The organism is Martelella mediterranea, assembly GCF_004342225.1.
Classification (GTDB): Bacteria; Pseudomonadota; Alphaproteobacteria; order Rhizobiales; family Rhizobiaceae; genus Martelella; species Martelella mediterranea_B.
Window position 1 is genome coordinate 140360 of the sequence record NZ_SMAR01000004.1, and the last position, 20679, is coordinate 161038.

17 protein-coding genes and 1 other RNA gene are annotated in these 20679 nt (G+C 55.6%); 11 read left to right on the top strand and 7 right to left on the bottom strand.

Features of this window, described 5'->3' with window-relative positions:
• Positions 1 to 63 precede the first annotated feature (63 nt).
• The 4 genes from EDC90_RS04475 to tkt all read right to left on the bottom strand — a co-directional run bounded on the left by EDC90_RS04475 (position 64) and on the right by tkt (position 6879).
• Positions 64 to 1260 carry a phosphoglycerate kinase gene (locus EDC90_RS04475; protein WP_132308986.1) on the bottom strand — a complete coding sequence of 399 codons (1197 nt, stop codon included), beginning with the start codon at positions 1258 to 1260 and terminating at the stop codon, positions 64 to 66.
• 269 nt (positions 1261 to 1529) lie between these two features.
• A complete protein-coding gene (locus EDC90_RS04480; protein WP_132308987.1) occupies positions 1530 to 3347 on the bottom strand; it encodes a potassium/proton antiporter in 1818 nt (605 codons plus the stop codon).
• A gap of 308 nt (positions 3348 to 3655) precedes the next feature.
• Positions 3656 to 4657, bottom strand: coding sequence for a type I glyceraldehyde-3-phosphate dehydrogenase (gap, locus tag EDC90_RS04485; protein WP_132308990.1), 1002 nt, complete (start codon positions 4655 to 4657; stop codon positions 3656 to 3658).
• A gap of 245 nt (positions 4658 to 4902) precedes the next feature.
• Positions 4903 to 6879, bottom strand: a complete 1977-nt coding sequence (tkt, locus tag EDC90_RS04490) for a transketolase (protein ID WP_132308993.1) — start codon at positions 6877 to 6879, stop codon at positions 4903 to 4905.
• A gap of 590 nt (positions 6880 to 7469) precedes the next feature.
• Here tkt and EDC90_RS04495 point away from each other — a divergent pair.
• The 6 genes from EDC90_RS04495 to EDC90_RS04520 all read left to right on the top strand — a co-directional run bounded on the left by EDC90_RS04495 (position 7470) and on the right by EDC90_RS04520 (position 13046).
• A complete protein-coding gene (locus tag EDC90_RS04495; protein WP_132308996.1) occupies positions 7470 to 7751 on the top strand; it encodes a DUF4164 domain-containing protein in 282 nt (93 codons plus the stop codon).
• Between the two features lie 23 nt (positions 7752 to 7774).
• Positions 7775 to 8140 (top strand): cell division protein ZapA, encoded by a 366-nt coding sequence (locus EDC90_RS04500; protein WP_132308999.1) that lies wholly within the window; start codon positions 7775 to 7777, stop codon positions 8138 to 8140.
• A gap of 94 nt (positions 8141 to 8234) precedes the next feature.
• Positions 8235 to 8396, top strand: a non-coding RNA gene (gene ssrS / locus EDC90_RS04505) — 6S RNA.
• A gap of 59 nt (positions 8397 to 8455) precedes the next feature.
• Positions 8456 to 9028, top strand: a complete 573-nt coding sequence (locus EDC90_RS04510) for a 5-formyltetrahydrofolate cyclo-ligase (RefSeq protein WP_132309104.1) — start codon at positions 8456 to 8458, stop codon at positions 9026 to 9028.
• A 156-nt stretch (positions 9029 to 9184) separates the two neighbouring features.
• A complete protein-coding gene (locus tag EDC90_RS04515) occupies positions 9185 to 10009 on the top strand; it encodes a TIGR00282 family metallophosphoesterase (RefSeq protein ID WP_132309002.1) in 825 nt (274 codons plus the stop codon).
• 253 nt (positions 10010 to 10262) lie between these two features.
• Positions 10263 to 13046, top strand: coding sequence for a DNA translocase FtsK (locus EDC90_RS04520; protein WP_432419985.1), 2784 nt, complete (start codon positions 10263 to 10265; stop codon positions 13044 to 13046).
• An 18-nt stretch (positions 13047 to 13064) separates the two neighbouring features.
• On the opposite strand, the gene EDC90_RS04525 is transcribed toward EDC90_RS04520, so the two are convergent.
• Complete coding sequence (locus tag EDC90_RS04525; protein WP_132309008.1) at positions 13065 to 13877, bottom strand: ion transporter; 813 nt, start codon at positions 13875 to 13877, stop codon at positions 13065 to 13067.
• Positions 13878 to 14087: 210 nt separating this feature from the next.
• On the opposite strand from EDC90_RS04525, the gene EDC90_RS04530 reads away from it, so the two are divergent.
• Positions 14088 to 14897 carry an MBL fold metallo-hydrolase gene (locus EDC90_RS04530; protein ID WP_132309011.1) on the top strand — a complete coding sequence of 270 codons (810 nt, stop codon included), beginning with the start codon at positions 14088 to 14090 and terminating at the stop codon, positions 14895 to 14897.
• A 108-nt stretch (positions 14898 to 15005) separates the two neighbouring features.
• A complete protein-coding gene (locus EDC90_RS04535) occupies positions 15006 to 15752 on the top strand; it encodes a YebC/PmpR family DNA-binding transcriptional regulator (RefSeq protein ID WP_132309013.1) in 747 nt (248 codons plus the stop codon).
• 61 nt (positions 15753 to 15813) lie between these two features.
• On the opposite strand, the gene EDC90_RS04540 is transcribed toward EDC90_RS04535, so the two are convergent.
• Positions 15814 to 16815, bottom strand: a complete 1002-nt coding sequence (locus EDC90_RS04540; protein WP_132309016.1) for an LLM class flavin-dependent oxidoreductase — start codon at positions 16813 to 16815, stop codon at positions 15814 to 15816.
• 260 nt (positions 16816 to 17075) lie between these two features.
• On the opposite strand from EDC90_RS04540, the gene ruvC reads away from it, so the two are divergent.
• The 3 genes from ruvC to ruvB are packed head-to-tail and all read left to right on the top strand — an operon-like array spanning position 17076 to position 19322.
• Entirely contained in the window at positions 17076 to 17585 is a 510-nt protein-coding gene (gene ruvC / locus EDC90_RS04545) for a crossover junction endodeoxyribonuclease RuvC (RefSeq protein WP_132309018.1), read from the top strand.
• An 18-nt stretch (positions 17586 to 17603) separates the two neighbouring features.
• Entirely contained in the window at positions 17604 to 18224 is a 621-nt protein-coding gene (gene ruvA / locus EDC90_RS04550) for a Holliday junction branch migration protein RuvA (RefSeq protein ID WP_132309020.1), read from the top strand.
• A 57-nt stretch (positions 18225 to 18281) separates the two neighbouring features.
• Positions 18282 to 19322 (top strand): Holliday junction branch migration DNA helicase RuvB, encoded by a 1041-nt coding sequence (gene ruvB / locus EDC90_RS04555; RefSeq protein ID WP_132309022.1) that lies wholly within the window; start codon positions 18282 to 18284, stop codon positions 19320 to 19322.
• An 81-nt stretch (positions 19323 to 19403) separates the two neighbouring features.
• On the opposite strand, the gene rnd is transcribed toward ruvB, so the two are convergent.
• Positions 19404 to 20549 (bottom strand): ribonuclease D, encoded by a 1146-nt coding sequence (gene rnd / locus EDC90_RS04560; protein ID WP_132309106.1) that lies wholly within the window; start codon positions 20547 to 20549, stop codon positions 19404 to 19406.
• Between the last annotated feature and the right edge of the window lie 130 nt (positions 20550 to 20679).

Below are 20679 nucleotides of genomic sequence, written 5' to 3' on the forward strand. Positions count from 1 at the left end.
GCACACAAAAAAGGAGCGGCCCGAAGACCGCTCCCGATGCCGTATCAGCCTTGAACTGAAAACTTACTTCTGCAGGATTTCGACGCCGGGAAGAACCTTGCCTTCCATCCATTCCAGGAAGGCACCACCGGCGGTCGAAACATAGGAGAAGTCACCTTTCACACCGGCATGGCTAAGTGCGGAAACTGTATCCCCTCCGCCGGCAACCGAGGTCAGCTTACCAGCCTTTGTCTGCTCAGCCGCGAATTTCGCAGCCGAAACGGTGGCTGCATCAAAGGGCTCGATTTCGAAGGCACCCAGCGGGCCATTCCAGACGAGCGTTTCTGCCTTTTCAATCCACTCATTGACGACCTTGACCGAGGCGGGGCCGACATCAAGCATCATGGCGTCTGCGGGGATGGCATCGATGGTAACGATCTCGTTTTCGGCGTTGGCTTTGAATTCACGCGCGACAACACCATCGACAGGAAGCACGATCACGCAATTTCCGCTTTCAGCCTTTTTCATGATTGCCCGTGCTGTGTCAGCCAGATCATGTTCGCACAGCGATTTGCCGACATTGATGCCCTTGGCTGCGACAAACGTGTTTGCCATTCCGCCGCCGATAACCAGCGCATCCACCTTTTCGATCAGATTTTCCAGAAGGTCGATCTTGGTTGAAACCTTGGCGCCGCCAACGATTGCGACAACCGGTCGCTTGGGATCCCCTAAGCCTTTTTCCAGGGCTTCCAGCTCGGCCTGCATCGTGCGGCCGGCATAAGCGGGCATATGATGGCCAAGGCCTTCTGTGGAAGCGTGCGCACGGTGGGCGGCAGAAAATGCATCATTGATGTAGATGTCGCCATTGGCTGCCAGTGCGGCCACGAATTCTGCATCGTTCTTTTCTTCGCCCTTGTGGAAACGTGTGTTTTCAAGAAGCAGAATATCGCCATTGCCCATAGCATTGATTGCGGTCTTGGCCGGTTCACCGATGCAGTCACTGGCAAATGCAACGTCGTGTCCGAGCACATCTTTGACAGCCGGGACGATCAGCTTAAGTGACATGTCTGGAACAACTTCGCCTTTTGGACGGCCAAAATGGGCCATCAGGATAACCTTTGCACCCTTTTTCGAGAGTTCCAGAATGGTCGGTGCGACGCGCTCGATGCGGGTTGTGTCCGAAACCTTGCCATCGCTGACCGGTACGTTCAGATCGACACGCACCAGAACGCGCTTGCCGGCAATATCATTGAGATCGTCGAGCGTTTTAAAGGCGGGCATAACTCACTTCCTCTTAAAAGTGTTGAAGAGCCGCTTGCCGAAAGGGCGCGCGGCGCTCGGATGAAAAAGCCGGATCCCGGTTGCTCCGCTTGAACTGTTGATCTGACGCGGGCCGTGCATCCGAAAAAAGACATAAGCAGCCTGATTCCTATTCAAAAACAGCGCCTCCGGCAATGATCGAGGTCAGAAACAGAATATTTGTTCGCCGGTTTATCATCGCTGAAGCAGCCTGCTACGGAAGATATCATATCAGCCTTTGAGAATGACGATCAGTCTTTGCGGTCTGCCTGATTGCCGCTCGATGATGCTCTGCTGAAGAAACGGTGCATCAGTTGTCGGAAGTTCATGAATATAGGCAGGCCTCGCTCTCTGACAGGCTGTTTCCAGATGCCGATGGCTGAAACTTCGTTATTCTCATCGGTATCCCTGACAATCAGCCAAAGTGAGCCGACCTGAAAGCGGTCTGCCACGACGGGCTGACCGCCAAGGCGCTTTTTCATATACTCGGCAAGGCTCATATTCTCCTCGTCCGTCGGCAGGTTGATTGTTTCATCCACTGAACGCAGTTCCTTTACCGGTCTCTCGGGAAGGAGCAGTTCAGCGCCGAAAATCTCCGGGTCCTGTCCTGCGTCAAGCGGTTTGGGATCTGCAAAAAGCCGGTCCAGAAGTGGCGAGGTTCCGGGCGCGGCAAACATGTAGAGGTAGTCGCCCGGCATCAGGTTCCCTGCGTAGAAGTACCGCATAGACTGGCCGTTGCGAATAATCAGGGAGGGCATGGCCCAGCGGGGAATGGGGGTTCCTTCAAGAACCGGAGCCCCCTCGACAAGGTGGTAGACGAGCAGCTCATGCCCGGCGGAGCCCGGCAGATCGATTTCGATATTTTCCAGCGGGCCGGGCGGCTTGGGGCGCACCAGTTTCAGGTGCCTTGCAACCGGGGCCAGCGTCCAGCCCTGAAGGGTCAGGGAGACGATCACCATCACAAATACGACGTTGAAATAAAGGCCGGCATTTTCAAGTCCATACAGACTGGGCAGGATGGCAAGCAGAATGGAAACCGCACCACGAAGGCCAATCCATGCAATGAACTTGGTCTCCCGCGGACGGTAGTTGAACGGCAAAAGGCAAAGCCAGACGGCCAGCGGACGGGCAATAAAGACCAGAAATAATGCCAGAGCGATTGCGGGCAGGAAGATTTCCGGAAAGTGGCTGGGGGTCGCAAGAAGGCCGAGGAGCAGGAACATGATAATCTGTGCCAGCCATGTCATTCCATCCTGAAACCGTCGGATCGCGCCGACAAAGCGCACCTGCTTGTTGCCGGCATAAAGCCCGGCGACATAGACCGCGAGATAGCCGCTGCCACCCGCCGTGCTGGTCGCAGAGAAGACCAGAAGCGCGACCGCCAGAACCAGAATGGGGGTGAGGCCCCGATTGATCCCAAAGCGGTTGGCAACAAGAACGACAATCATTCCGCCGATCAGACCAAAAACGAGGCCGAAGCCGACCTGGCTGAAAAAATGCAGGATGAGCGGAATAACAGCGAATGTTTCCGGCTGAGACGGCGATAGAATCGTGACCAGCGTCATGGTCAGGAAAATAGCCATCGGATCGTTCATACCCGATTCGACCTCAAGCGCTGAGCCGACACGTTCTACGACGCGAACGCCGCCAACCCGCATCAGGAAGAACACAGCCGCCGCATCCGTTGACGCCACGATGGAACCCAGCAGAAAACCCTGCATAAAGCTCAGATCTGTAACAACCATGGCCACAGCGCCGAGCATCGCAGCCGTGGCCGCAACCCCCACTGTTGCCAGAAGCAGGGCAGGGGCAGCGCCAGCTCTTAAAACCTTTAACGACGTCCCAAAGCCCGCATCGAAAAGGATTACGGCCAGCGCGAGCGAACCGACATAAAATGTCAGCGCATCATTGTCGAAGTCTATGCCGAGGCCATCTGTACCAGCCGCCAGGCCGACACCAAGAAACAGCAGCAGCAAAGGGGCGCCGAATCTGAAAGCGATTGTGCTCGATAAGGCGGCAACAAGAATGAGAACAGAGCAAACCAGAACTGCGATATAAAAAGTCGTCAAAAGGGCTTCCCGAAAGACAGAATTACAAAACGTCCGAACACGTTATCCAAATGATAGTTTGAAATGCAGCCCGTTCAAAGGCTGCTGAACAGTTTCTGTGATGACACTGAAATCTGACAGTGACGCGACGAAAAATGAGCAATCGAAGGGTGTGGGTGAAGTAACGCGGCGGCAATGCTCCGACGAGAGAGGTCTGTATTCCCCCTCGATATGGAACTGGTGCCAACTATGCACAAAAAAACAGGCCGCGAATACGGCCTGTTTCTTCAAAAGCGAAATCTGAAATTAACCGGTAGCAACCGTTTAACTCAGAGAAGCTTGCCCATAGCAACGGCAACGTCGGCCATGCGGTTGGAGAAGCCCCATTCATTGTCATACCAGGACAGGACACGCACGAGCTTGCCTTCCAGAACCTTGGTCTGAGCCTCGGCAAAAATCGAGGAATGCGGGTCGTGGTTGAAGTCGCGTGAAACCAGCGGCTCGTCAGAGTAGCCGAGGACGCCCTTCAGTTCGCCTTCCGCAGCAGCCTTGACGGCAGCGTTGACTTCTTCTGCTGTGCATTCCTTGCTTGGAACGAACTTCAGGTCGACAACCGAGACGTTCGGGGTCGGAACCCGGATTGAGGAGCCGTCGAGTTTGCCATTCAGTTCCGGCATAACCAGGCCGACAGCCTTGGCCGCGCCTGTTGACGTCGGAATGATCGACAGAGCCGCCGCGCGTGCTCGATAGAGGTCTTTGTGCATCGTGTCCAGTGTCGGCTGGTCACCCGTATAGGAGTGGATTGTGGTCATGTAGCCACGTTCAATGCCAAAAGCCTTGTTCAGAACATAGGCCACAGGTGCCAGGCAGTTCGTCGTGCAGGAGCCATTGGAAACGATCAGGTCGTCTTTGGTCAGCGTGTCATGGTTGACACCGAAAACGATCGTCTTGTCAGCGCCCTTGGACGGTGCGGAAACCAGAACGCGCTTGGCACCGGATTCCAGAAGCATCTCAGCCTTTTCCTTGGCGGTGAAGATACCTGTGCATTCCAGCGCGATATCAACGTCACTCCAGGGAAGTTCCTTGGGATCACGAATCGCGGTCACGCGCATCGGGCCAAGGCCGGCGTCGATGGTGTCGCCGTTAACCTTGACGTCGTGCGGGAAACGGCCATGAACCGAATCGTATTTCAGCAGGTGTGCGTTGGTTTCAACCGGACCGAGATCGTTGATGGCAATAACCTCGATGTCCTTGCGGCCCGATTCGAGGATGGCGCGCAGAACATTACGGCCGATACGGCCAAAGCCGTTGATGGCAACTTTTACAGTCATGCTAGGGACTCCCATTTCGCGAGTATTGGTCATAAATCGCAGAGCAACCGATTACCTATTATACGTTTCACCGCCACCCGAAAAGCCGCGACGAGCGTATCTGCCGCCTGAAAAATGGCGGAGCTGCGGCGTTAATACAAGCTTTTGGAAATAGAACGCAGTGATTATGGTCAAATCGTTTACACAAATTCAGTCGGAAAGACCGGCCTTTCAGCCGGTCAGTCTTTATTTACGCATCAGATATATCAGCCGCGCTTGGCTTCAACAGCTTCAACAACGGCCTCTGCTGTGATGCCGAAATGCTTGAACAGGTCCGGGCCTTTGCCGGAAGCGCCAAAGCCGCTCATGCCGATAAAGATGCCATCGGAACCGATAAACTCGTCCCAGCCCATGCGAACAGCGGCTTCAACACCAACCTTGATCGGTGAGTTGCCGATGATGGCTTTGCGGTAGGCTTCCGGCTGCTCGAAGAACAGCTCCATGCAGGGAACCGATACAACGCGCGTGGTGATGCCCTTGGCGGTGAGAGCCTTCTGTGCATCGACAGCAACAGAGACTTCCGAGCCGCTGGCGAAGATCGTGACATCGGCAGAATCGGCCGGGATCAGATCATAAGCACCGGTGGCGCAAAGGTTCTTCTCTGTGTACTCGGTTCTGAGCGGCGGAAGGCCCTGACGTGTCAAAGCCAGACCGGACGGACGGTCCTTGCTTTCCAGCGCAAGCTGCCAGCATTCTGCCGTTTCCATCGCGTCAGCCGGACGGAACATCTGAAGGTTTGGAATCGCACGCAGCGAAGCCATCTGTTCGACAGGCTCATGCGTCGGGCCATCTTCACCAACGCCGATGGAATCATGCGTCCAGACGTGGATGACGCGGATGCCCATCAGTGCAGCAAGGCGCACCGAAGTCCGGCAATAGTCAGAGAAGATCAGGAAGCCGCCGGAATACGGGATCAGGCCGCCGTGCAGCGCAATGCCGTTCATGGCTGCTGCCATGGCGTGTTCACGAACACCCCAGTGCATGTAGCGACCGGAGAAATCATCCGGTGTAATGCCTGCCGTCTGGCTGGTGTTGGTATTGTTGGAGCCGGTCAGATCAGCAGAGCCACCAAAGGTTTCCGGAACGACGCCGTTGATGACTTCAAGCGTTTCCTGCGACGATTTACGCGAAGCGAGCTTCGGCTGTTCGGCAGCCAGCTTCTTCTTGTAATCGTTCATGGCGGTTGCAAAACCACCGGGCAGGTCGCCGGCAAAACGGCGCGTGAATTCAGCCTTGGCGCTGGAGCCGTTCAGGCGTTCTTCCCATTCGACACGGGTCTTGGTTGAACGAAGACCAGCGACACGCCATGCGTCGAGAACGTCTTCGGGAATCTCAAACGGACCATATTCCCAGCCGAGAGCCTTGCGGGTTTCCGCAATTTCCTCATCGCCAAGCGGTGAGCCGTGTGCCTTGTTTGTGCCTGCCTTGGTCGGAGCACCATAACCGATGGTCGTTTTGCAGGCGATCATCGTCGGCTTGTCAGACTTCTGAGCTTCCTTCAGGGCAGCTTCGATTTCTTCCGGATTATGGCCATCAATGTCGATGGTGTGCCAGTTGCAGGCCCGGAAGCGTGCATGCTGATCGGTCGAGTCTGCCAGAGAGACAGCGCCGTCGATGGTGATCGAGTTGTTGTCCCACATCAGGATCAGCTTATTCAGCTTCAGGTGACCGGCCAGTGCGATTGCTTCCTGGCTGATGCCTTCCATCAGGCAGCCGTCGCCGCAAAGCGCATAGGTATAGTGGTCCATCAGCTCTTCGCCGAATTCATCGGCAAGCTTGCGCTCGGCAATCGCCATGCCAACAGCATTGGCGATGCCCTGACCGAGCGGTCCGGTCGTGGTCTCAATGCCGGAAGCGTGCCCGTATTCCGGGTGACCGGCAGTTTTCGAACCAAGCTGCCGAAACTGCTTGAGATCTTCCAAGGTCATGTCTTCATAACCAAGAAGATAAAGCAGCGAGTATTGCAGCATTGAGCCGTGACCGGCTGAAAGAACAAAACGGTCGCGGTTGGGCCATGACGGGTTCTTGGGGTCGAACGTCATGAATTTTGTGAAAAGCACTGTTGCGACATCGGCCGCGCCCATCGGCAGGCCGGGGTGCCCGGAGTTGGCTTTCTGAACAGCGTCCATGGAAAGGAAGCGGATCGCGTTGGCCATCCGGTTATGTTTTTCAAGAGAAGTCATGTTTTCTTCGCTTTTCTTGAGTCTTAAGGATTGCTTCAATCGGTGATGAACTGCCGGCCTGAAGTCTTGGAAAAAGCCAGCTGGCAGTGCTCGAACGGTAATCTACAGTCTGGATCAAGGGGATCAAGGCGGGATTCTCAAAAGCCGTCCTTCATCTCCCCAAGCCCTCGAAACGCGATGAACGTACACCATTTCAAATCGTGCTTCTACTGGTTAATATGGTCTCAGATCGATGTGGCCTTACTTGGCCATTTTTGCGATCTAAAACGATTTATATGGCGGTTGTTCGATGATTGCTTTGCTTTTTGCCAAAAATGCGGACGGTTAAGAGGCCATTTTCAATTTTCAGGTCATGCATTTGTCAGGGCAGATATCAGCTCCGCCGCGCAAAACCTTCTTTTGAAAACCTTTTTCGTCTGGCCGTTTCAGTTGACCTTCGCGATCAACTCTTCATAAAATCATAAATGAAACTCGTGCACCTCTGGCGATTCGATTGGCGCTGATGGATTTTCACTTGTACCTGAATAATTGGCAGGCGGTGCACATATAAGCTTCTCGCCGACGGATGCCGGTTTTTGGGAGACATGCGAATGGAGGCGAAAAAAGACCGGCTGACCAACGCCATTGAAGCTCTTGAAGCCGCATTTGGTGGGCTGGAAAGCGTGATTGATGCACGTCTTGAGAAGATGCAGGACCGCGAAGACCTCGAAAATGAGGTGCGTCTTGTTCATGAAGACCGTGCAAGTCTGGCACGTGAGCTTGATCAGGCACAGTTTCGTGCCAATCGTCTGGAAGAAGTCAATCGGGAAGTGTCCCGTCGACTGGTGACGTCCATGGAAACGATCCGTTCCGTCCTTGATCACGAGAAATAGGCGCGCAGAAGGGAAACGCTGGTATGGCGCAAGTTACCGTCAATATTGACGGCAAGGCCTATCGAATGGCCTGTGAAGCAGGGCAGGAAGACCATCTTCAGGCGCTGGCCGCCCGGTTTGATGGCTATATTGCAAACCTGCGCGGTCAGTTCGGAGAAATCGGAGATCTGCGATTGACCGTCATGGCCGGAATCATGGTCATGGATGAGCTGAGCGATCTTCAGGCCCAGATCGACAGCGATGCGGCAGAGTTGCAGCAGCTCAGGACTGCTGCGGAGAATGCAGACAACACCCGGCTTGATCGTGAGAATGAAATAGCCGGCGTTCTGGAAGATCTGGCGGGGCGGCTGAGCGATCTTTCGCAAAAGGTTTCTGCCAGTAAAGGCTGATGTTTCTGCGGCTGCAGCTGCGGAATTGAAAAATCGTATGATGTTCGCCGTCTTACCTCTGGAAGCGGTCCTCAAGACATTCTATATAAGCTGCTACGGTCTGCGCTTCACGACAGGAATCATCGAATCCCCGGGGCCTTACTCGATCCTAAGGGAGCTGTCCCTGACCTCGCTCGTGGGCTTGGTTATATGGCGCCCACCTACTTCTGTAGGCGCCCAGGATCCAAAAGATTCCATCGGTCGTCGTGGACCGGCTTATCTGTCCTCATGTCTGGCAGGGAGCGTTCGTTGACTGACAGGCAGAATGATAAGGACATGCTGAGAAAAGCTGTTCTTCAAGAGCGTGACGCACTGAGTGCAGCGGTTCGCCTTTCAAAAAGCCGGGCTATAGCCGGTCACGGAGCCAGTGCTCTTGCTGAATCTGCTGCCAGCAAGAACGTTTCCGGCTTCTATCCTATTCGTTCTGAAGCCGATGTGCGGCTGTTGCTATCACTTTTGGAAGATGCGGGCGCGCGTCTCAGCCTCCCCGCTGTTGTGGACCGGCAGACGATTGTTTTTCGCCGATATAGATTCGGTGAAACGCTCGTTCCGGGTGGATTCGGGACGTTTGCGCCGGGCGAAATTGCCGAAGTGGTCGATCCGGATATCCTGCTCATGCCGCTTTCTGTCTTTGACTATCACGGCAACCGGATTGGCTATGGTGCCGGCCATTATGACCGCGCGATTGAGCGTCTTCATATGCTGGGGAAAAAGCCTTTGCTTGTCGGGGTCGCCTTCGATCTTCAGGGCGTTCCAGATGTTCCTGCTGAACCGCATGATGTGCCACTGGATGCCATCATCACTGAAAGCGGCGTTCAGTGGTTCTCAGAGCCGAAAAGCGGTGTCTAAACGTTCAAACCGCCGCGTTTGCCTTTCTGTTTCTCGACAAAAGCCATTTGCAAGCTCTGATCATCGCGTTAGAGGAGAGCGGAGATGTTCGATGTGCCTGCCGTTCCGGAGTTTGTGGGGCGGTAAACACGCTGCGCGCTACAGATTGGATTTTTAATGCGGTTGCTTTTTCTGGGGGATATGGTCGGTAAATCGGGGCGCAAGGCTGTCTGGGACCGGTTGCCGGGGCTCGTCAGCGATCTGAAACTCGATTTTGTCATCGTCAACGGTGAGAATGCCGCTGGCGGCTTCGGCATCACCGAGAGCATTTTTCAGGAAACGATCAATTGCGGCGCAGATGTCGTGACCACCGGTAATCACGTCTGGGATCAGAAAGATGCGATTATTTTTGCAGATCGTCACGAACAGTTTCTGCGCCCGGCCAACTATCCCAAAGGCACGCCGGGGCGCGGTTCGAGCGTTTACTATGCCCGCAACGGTGCCCGTGTTCTGGTTGCCAATATTATGGGACGCGTGTTCATGCATCCTGAACTTGATGATCCCTTCAAGGCCGGCGAGGACATTCTGGAAGCCTGCCAGCTGAAAGATCAGGTCGATGCCATCATTTTTGATTTCCATGCCGAGGCGACCAGTGAGAAACAGTCGTTCGGCCATTTTGTGGATGGTCGTGCCAGCCTTGTCGTCGGCACGCATACGCATGTTCCCACAGCTGATTGCCAGATACTGAACGGCGGCACGGCCTATATGTCGGATGCCGGCATGTGTGGTGACTATGATTCGTCGCTTGGGATGGACAAGGAAGAGCCGTTGAGCCGATTCGTCTCCAAAATGAACAAATCGAGGTTTGAGGCGGCTTCCGGTCCCGCCACAATCTGCGGTGTCGGCGTTGAGATCTCCGACCGCACAGGCCTTGCAGAAAAAGTCGCTCCGCTGCGTCTTGGTCCAAGGCTGGAAGAAACCGTGCCTGAATTCTGGCGCTGAAACGGTATCGTCAGAAGCGGGTGCAAGCTTTTGCGCTGATTGCCTGAAAGAAAAAATGTAGTGCGCTAAGCGCCCGGTTTCAGGCGAAAAGAGCGCGTTGAGAGGGAAGGCGCGCGGATAAGGCAACGTCTGGTTAAGGTTTCTTTTTTATCAATAAGGCTGTGTGACAGCTCTTTTGATGGTCTCCTTCAGTATGTCTTTTTCGCGCTCTTCAAGCCTCTACTCGAAATCCGCCGCTGCTGCGGATGGTTGTGTGTCCGACAAAGCCTCCGATCCGCAGGATCCGCAGCGCAATCGCGATGCCGCGATCCTGGATCCCGATCGTCTGCCTACCTGGCAGCGGCCTTTCCTGCTTGGGCCGAATGTACGCTTCACCCGGACCCCGCATAAGAAGCAACCAATGTCTGACGAGCCAAAGGTGCCGGGAAAAGCCGAGGCGCTGCCTGCCGACGATGTGCCGCCGCCTTCACCGGCAATGGTGCTGCAGGACCGGATTGCAGATGAACTTCCGGCTGAGCGGTCTGACAGTTTTTGTGACATTGAAGTCAGAAACGCCGCCGAAACCGATATCGATCAGCCGAAGGTCGCGATGGACTTTCTGTTTCATCCGATCCAGCCGCCGGTTCATCAGGGCCCGCCTGAGCGCGAGGATGCTTCATCCGTTTCGGTCGAGATTACATCGCAGACGGATGAGACGCTTGTCGCGCCTGAACCAGCCTTTGATGGTTCTCCACCGGACCTGACTGAGGCTGCCGAACCATCGCAAACCGAAACACCGACTGAAACTGCTGAAAATACCGTGTCTGAACATACCGTCTCCACGCCTGATCATTTCGCCTTTCTGCCAGACGGTCTGGCCTTCGAAGTCATGGGTCTTGGCCTGATGGATGCGGCGGGCGAAGAGCCTTTGCCGGTTGATGAGACGTTGTTTCAGGAGCCTGTCGGGGAACGTGAAGCCGTTGCCGAACAGGCAACAGATGCTGTGCCGGAAGTGCAGGAGCAAGAGGAAATCGTCAGCGATTATTCTTCGCAGTCTGAAGTGGGGCTTGCTGACTTGCTGACGACCTCCGGACAGATGCCGTTGACGGCCGCATCCGATCCTGTCGAGACGGCTGCGGAGGAGCCGTCAGACGAAGATGAACATGCTGAAGCCGAAGAGGATGTCGGCTCACCTGTCGCGCTTTATAGGCAGGTTGAAGTGCGCTCGTTCATCCGCCAGACGGTCGCTGAAGAGGTTGAAGACGATGAATCCGAGGCTGGGGTCGAAGCTTCGGAAGCGTTGGAAGCGCATCATGCCGAAGAAAGCCCGGCGGATACTGAGAATGAAGACGCTCACAACGACGAGGAAACCTGTGCTGATCCTGAATATGCTGATGCTGCAGGTGATATGAACGAAGCCGGTGAAACGGATGAAGCCGGAAACGACGACGAACCGCAGATGTGTGAAGATGATGCGTCGGACGACGAGCAGAAAGAACCGGCGTCGGTCATCCATGTCGAGCCGGAAACAGATTTCGTTTTTCCGTCGCTGGAGCTTCTGCAGGCTCAGAATTTCGATGAGGTCAGCGAGTTCAGTCAGGAGGCGCTGGAACAGAGTGCTGGCCAGCTGGAAAGCATTCTCGAAGATTTCGGCGTCAAGGGTGAGATCATCGATGTGCGCCCCGGTCCTGTCGTCACCCAATATGAGTTCGAACCAGCGCCAGGTGTGAAATCGTCGCGGGTGATCAATCTCTCCGATGATATCGCGCGCTCCATGTCGGCCTTGTCTGCCCGTGTTGCCGTTATCCCCGGTCGCAATGTGATCGGTATTGAGTTGCCGAATGAAGAGCGTGAAACGGTGTTCCTGCGTGAGCTTCTGGAAAGCCGCCTTTACATGCAGACAGATTTCCGTCTGCCGCTCTGCCTTGGCAAAAATATTGGTGGTGAGCCGGTTGTTGCAGAGCTTGCCAAGATGCCGCATCTGCTGGTGGCAGGCACAACCGGATCTGGCAAGTCTGTGGCCATCAATACGATGATCCTGTCGCTGCTCTACCATCTGCGTCCGGAAGAGTGCCGCCTGATCATGGTGGATCCGAAAATGCTGGAGCTGTCAGTTTACGATGGCATTCCGCACCTCCTCACTCCGGTGGTGACAGATCCGAAGAAAGCCGTTCTGGCGCTGAAATGGGCCGTGCGCGAAATGGAAGATCGTTATCGCAAGATGGCGCGGCTTGGGGTTCGCAACATCGATGGGTTCAATAAGCGCGTTGCTGAAGCCCGTGCGAGCGGCGAGACCATCATGGTCAGTGTGCCAACCGGGTTTGACCGGACAACCGGCGAGCAGACCTTCGAAGAGCAGGAACTCGACCTTTCCGCGCTGCCGTATATCGTCGTCATCGTTGATGAGATGGCCGACCTGATGATGGTGGCTGGCAAGGAGATCGAGGGCACAATCCAGCGCCTGGCACAGATGGCGCGTGCAGCCGGCATTCATCTGATCATGGCGACACAGCGTCCTTCGGTGGATGTTATTACCGGCACGATCAAGGCGAATTTCCCGACCCGCATTTCCTTTCAGGTCACATCCAAGATCGACAGCCGCACCATTCTCGGTGAACAGGGTGCTGAATATCTTCTGGGGCAGGGCGACATGCTGCACATGAAGGGCGGCGGTCGCATCGCCCGTGTGCATGGCCCATTCGTTTCCGATTATGAGGTGGAGAAGGTCGTAGCGCATCTGAAACGGCAGGGAACACCCACCTATCTCGGCAGCGTAACCGTTGATGAGGAAGAAGCCGAAGGCGGTGAAGAAGACACGGCTGTCTTCGACAATACCGATATGGGCGCAGACGGCGATGAGGGCGATGACCTGTTCGCCAAGGCTGTTCGTATCGTCCAGCGGGACAAGAAGTGCTCGACCTCCTACATCCAGCGTCGCCTTTCAATCGGCTATAATCGCGCCGCCTCACTTGTTGAGCGGATGGAACAGGAAGGGCTTGTTGGCCCCGCCAACCACGTCGGCAAGCGCGAGATACTCGATACCGGTTCTGCTGGTTAAAACCCGCAAGACCTTCAATCAGCCTGATACTGCGTTATCGCGGCGTTGATCTTTCAGCGCCGCGATTTCTGTTCTGAGCGCCTTCAGCTCGGCCAATATCTGCTGCATTTCCGGCTCTCTGGCCTGACGGTTTTCTTCCAGAAGCTCCTGTTCATGTTCCTTCTGCATGGCGGAAACGATGATACCGATAAAAAGGTTAAGCACGGTAAAAGCGGTGGACAGAATGAACGGCACGAAGAAAAGCCATGCCTGCGGGTGAACTTCCATAACCGGGCGGACAATACCCATCGACCAGCTTTCCAGCGTCATGATCTGGAACAGCGAATAGATCGAAGCACCAAGAGAGCCGAAGAATTCCGGGAATGTTTCTGCATAAAGCTTGGTCGCGATCACGGCAAAAATGTAAAACACAAGCGCCATCAGCACGATAATGGACCCCATACCGGGCAGGGCTGCCACCAGTCCACCGATGACACGCCGCAGTGACGGGATCATCGACAGAAGCCGTAATGCCCTTAGAATACGCAACGCACGCAGCACCTGCAGCGGCCCGCTGGCGGGCAGAAGGCTGATGGCTACGATGGTAAAATCGAAAAGGCTCCATGGATCGCGGAAAAAGCGCAGCCGGTTCGCATAAATTCTGAGCATGATTTCAACGACGAAGATCGCCAGAACAATGCCATCGAACAGTTTGAGAACTGTTCCGGCCGGTCCGGCCATGATCGTTTGTGAGGTTTCAACGCCAAGCGTTATGGCGTTGATAACGATCACAGTCAGAATGAACGTTTCCCAAGACCGGGAAGATGTAAGCGTCAGTACCTTGTCTCGCATATCCGGTCGTCCCCTTTTGAAACTGCGTGCGAAAGATGGTGAGGCCTTTGCGCGTGCGCAAGTGCGCTTTTCCGATGAAGTTCAGCGTGCTGCAATAGGGGGAAGATCTTGCGGCTTCACGAATGAGTGAAGGCAACAAAAGTCCGGAAATATGGACCTTTAGGCCAGACTGCCGCATGCTTGAGAAAAGCTCAACATCGGAGAACGGTAATGCTGCGTTACTTTGCGATGCTGATGACACCCTTTCTGTTTTGTCTACCGGCGGAAGCCCGCGCTCAGGCTCCGCCACCTGTCAGTCAGTGTCAGGCTATTGCCGCCAGGCTTCCCGATGTGAAGTTCGCCAGCCTCTTGCCGGTTGCCTATCAGCCTCCCGAAGTCACCATCACATTCATCGGGCATTCGACCTATCTGATCGAAACGCCGGATGGCGTGCGGATCGCCACTGACTATGCCGGTTTTTTGTTGCCTGGCGGCCCGCCAGATGTAGCAACGATGAACAAGGCACATGAAAGCCATTTTACGCTGACACCGGATCCCGGCATCGGCACCATTCTGCATGGGTGGGGTGCGTTGGCCGGAGAGCCTGCCGATCATGACCTCGTGATCGGTGATGTCTACATTCGTAATGTGACAACGGATATTCGCACCTGGGGCGGGTTTGAGGAAGACGGCAATTCGATCTTCATTTTCGAAGTTGCCGGTCTTTGTATCGGGCACGTCGGTCATCTTCATCACGAACTGTCCGACACACACATCGCAGAAATCGGCAGGCTTGATGTGGTTATGGTCCCTGTTGATGGCGGCCTGACACTCGGAGCGGAGAGTATGCGAAACGTGATTGAGAGACTTTATTCCGCGATTGTTCTGCCGATGCATCGCACGGGGCCGCGGATCCGCTCCTTTGCCGAAATGCTCGGTGATGGCTTTGAAACGGTTTATTCCGACAGCCGTTCCCTGACGATCTCGCTGAATTCTCTATCCAGTCCGCCAAAAGTTATTTTGCTGAGCGGCGTGTGGTAGCCGGCGTTCTCAGGCCGCCAATGCGCGCATGGGCTTGAATGGATGGCGTTGCGCCCGTATAAGGGCGCCCATTCTATTCTTGCAATAATAACGACAGGGCGGAGCATAATGGCTGGCCATTCACAGTTTAAAAATATCATGCATCGCAAAGGCCGGCAGGATGCGGTGCGTTCGAAGATGTTCTCCAAGCTGGCGCGCGAAATCACTGTTGCCGCCAAGATGGGCGCGCCGGACCCGGATATGAACCCGCGTCTGCGTCTGGCCATTCAGAACGCCAAGGCGCAGTCCATGCCGAAGGACAACATTGAGCGTGCCATCAAGAAGGCTTCCGGTGGCGATGCGGAAAACTACGATGAGGTGCGCTACGAAGGTTACGGTCCCGGTGGCGTCGCCGTGATTGTCGAGGCGCTTTCCGATAACCGTAACCGCACGGCTTCGAATGTTCGTTCGACCTTTACCAAGGCGGGTGGATCACTCGGCGAAACCGGCTCGGTTGCCTTCTCCTTCGATCACGTCGGTGAGATCGTTTACAAGCCCGAAGCAGGCGATGCCGACACCATCATGGAAGCCGCCATCGAGGCCGGTGCAGAAGACGTCGTGACCGATGAAGATGGCCACACGATCTATTGCGCCTTCGAGGATCTGAACGAAGTCTCCTCGGCGCTGCAGGAAACGCTCGGTGAGGCCGATAGCGTCAAGGCGATCTGGAAGCCGCAGAACACTATTCCCGTCGATGAAGAGCGCGCGACCTCGCTGATGCGCCTGATCGAAAACCTGGAAGACGACGATGATGTCCAGAACGTCTATTCCAACTTCGAAGTTGACGACGAGGTCATGGCCAAGCTCTCGGCGTAATTTTACTAGATTAAGATTAGCAAGACGCCGCCGGTGCGAACCGCCCGGCGGCTTTTGTGTATCACGCCGCCATCGCGAGTGTCTGCCGCATCGCGCCGAACATCTCGACCGATTTCAGCCTGGCTTCCAGCGAATGCACCGGCACTGAAATGATGACCTCGTCGGCCTTGGTGTCGGCAACGAACTGCTTCATCTTTGCCGCAGCTTTTTCAGGCCCGCCGACGACCGCAAACTGGAAGGTGTGCTCGATCGACATTTTTTCCATCTCCGTCCAGATGCCATCCATGCTTTCAACCGGTTTTGGTGTTTTGCCGCGGGCGTTGCGCCTCAGCGCCACAAAGCTCTGAAGAGCCGAGGTGAAATGGTAGTCTGCTTCTTCGTCGGTATCCGCCACAGCGCCCATGACACCGGCAATCACATAAGGCTTCTCACACTGTGCCGAGGGTTTGAAATTCGAGCGATAGATATGCAGTGCATCAAACAGCATGTCGGGCGCAAAATGTGACGCAAAGGCATATGGAAGGCCAAGCATCGCAGCCAGATGAGCGCTGTATGTGGAGGAGCCGAGAATATAGACCGGCACTTTCGCGCCCGCGCCCGGATTTGCGATCAGGCGCTGGCCTTCGTCCGGTTCATCCATCAGCTTTTGAAGTTCAACGATATCGTTGGGAAAGGTCTGTGCCCCCGCCTCCAGATTGCGGCGCAGCGCACGGGCCGTGTTCATGTCTGTGCCCGGTGCACGACCGAGGCCAAGATCAATGCGGCCCGGATAAAGCGCTTCCAGCGTGCCGAACTGTTCGGCAATGACCAGCGGCGAATGATTGGGCAGCATGATGCCGCCGGAACCGACACGGATGGTTTCCGTTGCACGCGCCGCTTCTGAAATAACCAGTGACGTGGCAGCGCTTGCAATGCCAACCATGCCGTGATGCTCGGCCAGCCAGAAACGGGTGTAACCTGAAGCTTCTGCCTGTCGTGTCATCTGGCGCGTCGCATCAAGCGCTTCGGAAACGCTGCCGCCTTCGACCACGGGGCAGAGGTCGAGAATGGAAAATGCAGTCATGAAAAAATCCTGTCTTATAACGGTGTTGGCTCAGAGGTAGGAATTGATCAAATGATTTGCAAAAATTCTTTAGGTCGGAATCGCCGCGCTGTTATGTCGGACATGTCTATTTCGGCGGTGCCTTTTCATTGTTTAGCCATCGCAGGCCGGATTGCAGAATAGTGCGCCAGCTCTGTCGAATTTTGGAGCCGGGGATGAGATGTTTTTGTTTTGTTCACTTTTCTCTGGAAGCCTGTCACCGTCATCGCTAGGGTGGGCACATGGAAAAGACGATTCGCATACTGGGCATCGATCCGGGCTTAAGGCGCACCGGCTGGGGTGTTATCGAGATGCTTGGCAATTCGCTCAGGTTTATCGATTCCGGCACGGTGACGTCTGACGGAAACATGGATCTGGCAAGCCGCCTGCGGCAGCTTCATGACGGGTTGTCGGAGGTCGTGCATGGCTTTCGTCCGGATGAGGCCGCCGTCGAACAGACCTTCGTCAACAAGGATGCGGTGGCGACGCTGAAGCTCGGGCAGGCGCGTGGCATTGCGCTTCTTGTGCCCTCGCTTGCGGGGTTGCATGTTTCCGAATATGCGCCAAATGCCGTGAAAAAGGCGGTGATTGGTGTCGGCCATGGCGACAAGGAGCAGATCCACATGATGCTCAAAGTGCTGATGCCGCGGGTGAAATTCAAAGGCAGCGATGCTGCCGATGCCCTGGCCATCGCCATCTGCCACGCCCATAATCGCGGCGCCAACCGGCTGATGAAGATGGCGGCTGGCTAATATGACGGAGCAGGCGGCATGATCGGAAAACTCAAGGGCGTGATCGATGAAATCGGCGATGATTATGTGCTCATCGATGTGCATGGCGTCTGCTATGTCGCCTTCTGTTCGGCGCGCACCCTTTCGCGCATTGGTTCAGTGGGGGAAGCCGTAACGCTTTTCATCGAAACCTATGTGCGAGAAGATCAGCTGAAGCTTTACGGCTTCATCAGTGGCGACGAGCGCGGCTGGTTTAACCTGTTGCAGAGTGTGCAGGGCGTCGGAGCGCGCGTTGCGCTGGCAATTCTTTCGACGCTGTCGGCCGGAGAGGTGTCCAATGCGATCGCTCTGGGCGACAAGACGGCCGTTTCACGCGCACCGGGCGTTGGACCGAAAGTGGCGACGCGCATCGTCAATGAGTTGAAAAACAAGGTTCCAGCAGGGCTTTCGGGCAGCGACAATGAGGGCGTAGCCTTCCGGCAGGAGGTCAGCGAAGGGGCCGCGCCTGCTGCGGTCTCCGATGCGATTTCGGCACTTGCCAATCTTGGCTATTCGCGTGATCAGGCTGCAGGGGCTGTGTCCGCAGCGATGAAAAAGGCAGGCGAGGGGGCAGACAGTGCGACACTGATCCGCCTTGGCCTGAAGGAATTGGCGAACTGAGTGCATTTGTCTATGCTGCGCAAGAATGCTCGTACCAGAACATGAAAAGTTTGACCCATGAGTGACGAAAGCCGTCTGATTTCTCCAGACAAGCGCGTTGAAGATATTGATGCGGCCATGCGCCCGCAGACGCTGGATGATTTTACCGGTCAGGCCGAGGCGCGGGCAAATCTGAAAATCTTCATCGAGGCTGCAAAGCGACGCGGCGAAGCGCTGGACCATGTGCTGTTCGTCGGTCCGCCGGGGCTGGGCAAGACGACGCTGGCACAGATCATGGCGAAGGAACTCGGCGTTAATTTTCGCGCTACCTCAGGCCCGGTCATCGCAAAGGCTGGCGATCTTGCGGCCCTGTTGACCAATCTTGAAGAACGCGATGTCCTTTTCATCGATGAAATTCATCGGCTGAACCCGGCCGTGGAGGAAATTCTATATCCGGCGATGGAGGATTTTCAGCTCGACCTGATCATCGGTGAGGGGCCAGCGGCGCGTTCGGTCAAGATCGACCTTGCCAAGTTTACGCTGGTGGCGGCAACGACCCGGCTTGGCCTTCTGACCACGCCGCTTCGTGACCGTTTCGGTATTCCCGTCCGGCTCAATTTTTATACGGTTGAAGAACTTGAATCGATCATTCGTCGCGGTGCGCGGCTGATGCAGCTTGGCATGAGCGATGACGGTGCGCGCGAGATCGCCCGGCGCGCGCGTGGCACGCCACGTATCGCCGGTCGCCTCCTGCGTCGCGTGCGTGACTTTGCAGAGGTGGCCGAAGCCGAGGAAGTTACGGCAAAAATCGCCGATGAGGCGCTGACGCGGCTGGCCGTCGACCATATGGGCCTTGATCAGCTGGACCGCCGTTACCTGAACATGATTGCACAGCATTTTGGTGGAGGTCCGGTGGGTATTGAAACAATTGCAGCAGGCTTGTCGGAACCGCGCGATGCGATTGAGGATATCATCGAGCCTTACATGATCCAGCAGGGCTTTATCCAGCGCACGCCGCGTGGCCGGGTGATGACACCTGGCGCATGGAAGCATCTTGGCCTCACGCCACCAAAAGATGCCGATCTTACCCAGTTCAAACTGTTCGATGAAGGTGAGTAACACAGGCCACAAGCAAGGCTTTGGCGTCTGTCATCTTCATCAGCATATAGCCGACCGGGACAAGGTAGCCCGTTCTTCGGTTCAAACCGGGATCACATGAACCTTGTTATCAATGAAACGCAGAGCGACCTCTCCCTTCATCAGCTGAAGTGCGGGCTCACCGAAAAGCTGGCGCCGCCAGCCTTTCATGGCTTCGACATCCGCTTCGTCTCCATCAGCTGCAATCTTGTCGATATCGTCCGATGACGCGATCACGCGCTGCGCAACCTTGTTCTGCTCTGCAATGATTTTAAGCAGCACCTTGAGAAGCTCGGCCGCCGCTGCTGCGCCCTCCGGCGGTTGGGCCGGGCGCGGGATCTTTGGCAGGTCAGCTTTCGGGGTTTCCAGCGCCGTCTTGACTGCTTCGAGGAGGCTTGCAGCCTGTCCGGAGCGTTCCCATCCCCTCGGAATCATACGCAGTTTCGCAAGTGCTGCCGGTTCGGTTGGATGCTGTTGGGCGATTTCGTAGACGGCGTCGTCTTTGAGGATGCGGCGGCGCGGCATGTTGCGGTCACGTGCCTCCCGCTCGCGCCATTCTGCGACAGCCTGCATCACGGCGAAATCAAGCGATTTCTTGACCCTGAGTTTCAGGCGGGTCCATGCCTTTTCGGGTGGCAGGTCGTAGGTTTCCGGCGCCTCCAGGATCGCCATTTCCTCTTCCACCCAGTTCTCCCGGCCTTCGCGCTCAAGCTGGTCTTTCAGTCTAAGGTAAACATCGCGCAGATGGGTCACATCTGCCAGCGCATAGGAAAGCTGCTTGTCATTCAGCGGTCGCGCACGCCAGTCGGTGAAGCGGGACGATTTATCGAGTTTCGCACCGGTCACGCGTGCAACAAGCTGGTCATAGGAAATGGAATCGCCAAAACCGCAGACCATCGCAGCCACTTGTGTGTCGAAAAGCGGCGCGGGCAGCATGTTGCCGAGGTGGTAGACGATTTCGAGGTCCTGCCGGGCCGCATGAAATACCTTCACAACGTCCGGATTGGCCATCAGATCGAAAAAAGGCTTCAGATCGATATCCTTGGCCAGCGGATCAACCAGCACCTCAAGGTCTGGCGATGCCATCTGGATCAGGCAAAGCTCTGGCCAGAACGTGCTTTCGCGAATAAATTCAGTGTCAACGGTAACAAATGCTGACTTGGCGAGTGTGTTGCAGGCGTCTTGAAGCGCTTGGGTGGTTTCGATCATCATAGATAAATTCTGTTTTGGTCTTGTTAAAGTCCTTCGCTTTTGAGCGCCTCATGTCAAGCCATGAGGCGTTTCAAGACGCCGAAAGAGCATTTTTCGAGCTGATTTCCTCAGGCTTTGTTGTGACGGA

Excerpts from the sequence above, each read along its gene's own strand:
- EDC90_RS04525 (WP_132309008.1), bottom strand. The coding sequence starts at position 13,877 with ATGCGAGACAAGGTACTGACGCTTACATCTTCCCGGTCTTGGGAAACG.
- ruvB (WP_132309022.1), top strand. The coding sequence starts at position 18,282 with ATGAGTGACGAAAGCCGTCTGATTTCTCCAGACAAGCGCGTTGAAGAT.
- rnd (WP_132309106.1), bottom strand. The coding sequence starts at position 20,549 with ATGATCGAAACCACCCAAGCGCTTCAAGACGCCTGCAACACACTCGCC.
- EDC90_RS04515 (WP_132309002.1), top strand. The coding sequence starts at position 9,185 with ATGCGGTTGCTTTTTCTGGGGGATATGGTCGGTAAATCGGGGCGCAAG.
- EDC90_RS04475 (WP_132308986.1), bottom strand. The coding sequence starts at position 1,260 with ATGCCCGCCTTTAAAACGCTCGACGATCTCAATGATATTGCCGGCAAG.
- gap (WP_132308990.1), bottom strand. The coding sequence starts at position 4,657 with ATGACTGTAAAAGTTGCCATCAACGGCTTTGGCCGTATCGGCCGTAAT.
- EDC90_RS04540 (WP_132309016.1), bottom strand. The coding sequence starts at position 16,815 with ATGACTGCATTTTCCATTCTCGACCTCTGCCCCGTGGTCGAAGGCGGC.
- EDC90_RS04500 (WP_132308999.1), top strand. The coding sequence starts at position 7,775 with ATGGCGCAAGTTACCGTCAATATTGACGGCAAGGCCTATCGAATGGCC.
- EDC90_RS04495 (WP_132308996.1), top strand. The coding sequence starts at position 7,470 with ATGGAGGCGAAAAAAGACCGGCTGACCAACGCCATTGAAGCTCTTGAA.
- tkt (WP_132308993.1), bottom strand. The coding sequence starts at position 6,879 with ATGACTTCTCTTGAAAAACATAACCGGATGGCCAACGCGATCCGCTTC.
- EDC90_RS04535 (WP_132309013.1), top strand. The coding sequence starts at position 15,006 with ATGGCTGGCCATTCACAGTTTAAAAATATCATGCATCGCAAAGGCCGG.
- EDC90_RS04530 (WP_132309011.1), top strand. The coding sequence starts at position 14,088 with ATGCTGCGTTACTTTGCGATGCTGATGACACCCTTTCTGTTTTGTCTA.
- ruvC (WP_132309018.1), top strand. The coding sequence starts at position 17,076 with ATGGAAAAGACGATTCGCATACTGGGCATCGATCCGGGCTTAAGGCGC.
- EDC90_RS04510 (WP_132309104.1), top strand. The coding sequence starts at position 8,456 with ATGCTGAGAAAAGCTGTTCTTCAAGAGCGTGACGCACTGAGTGCAGCG.
- ruvA (WP_132309020.1), top strand. The coding sequence starts at position 17,604 with ATGATCGGAAAACTCAAGGGCGTGATCGATGAAATCGGCGATGATTAT.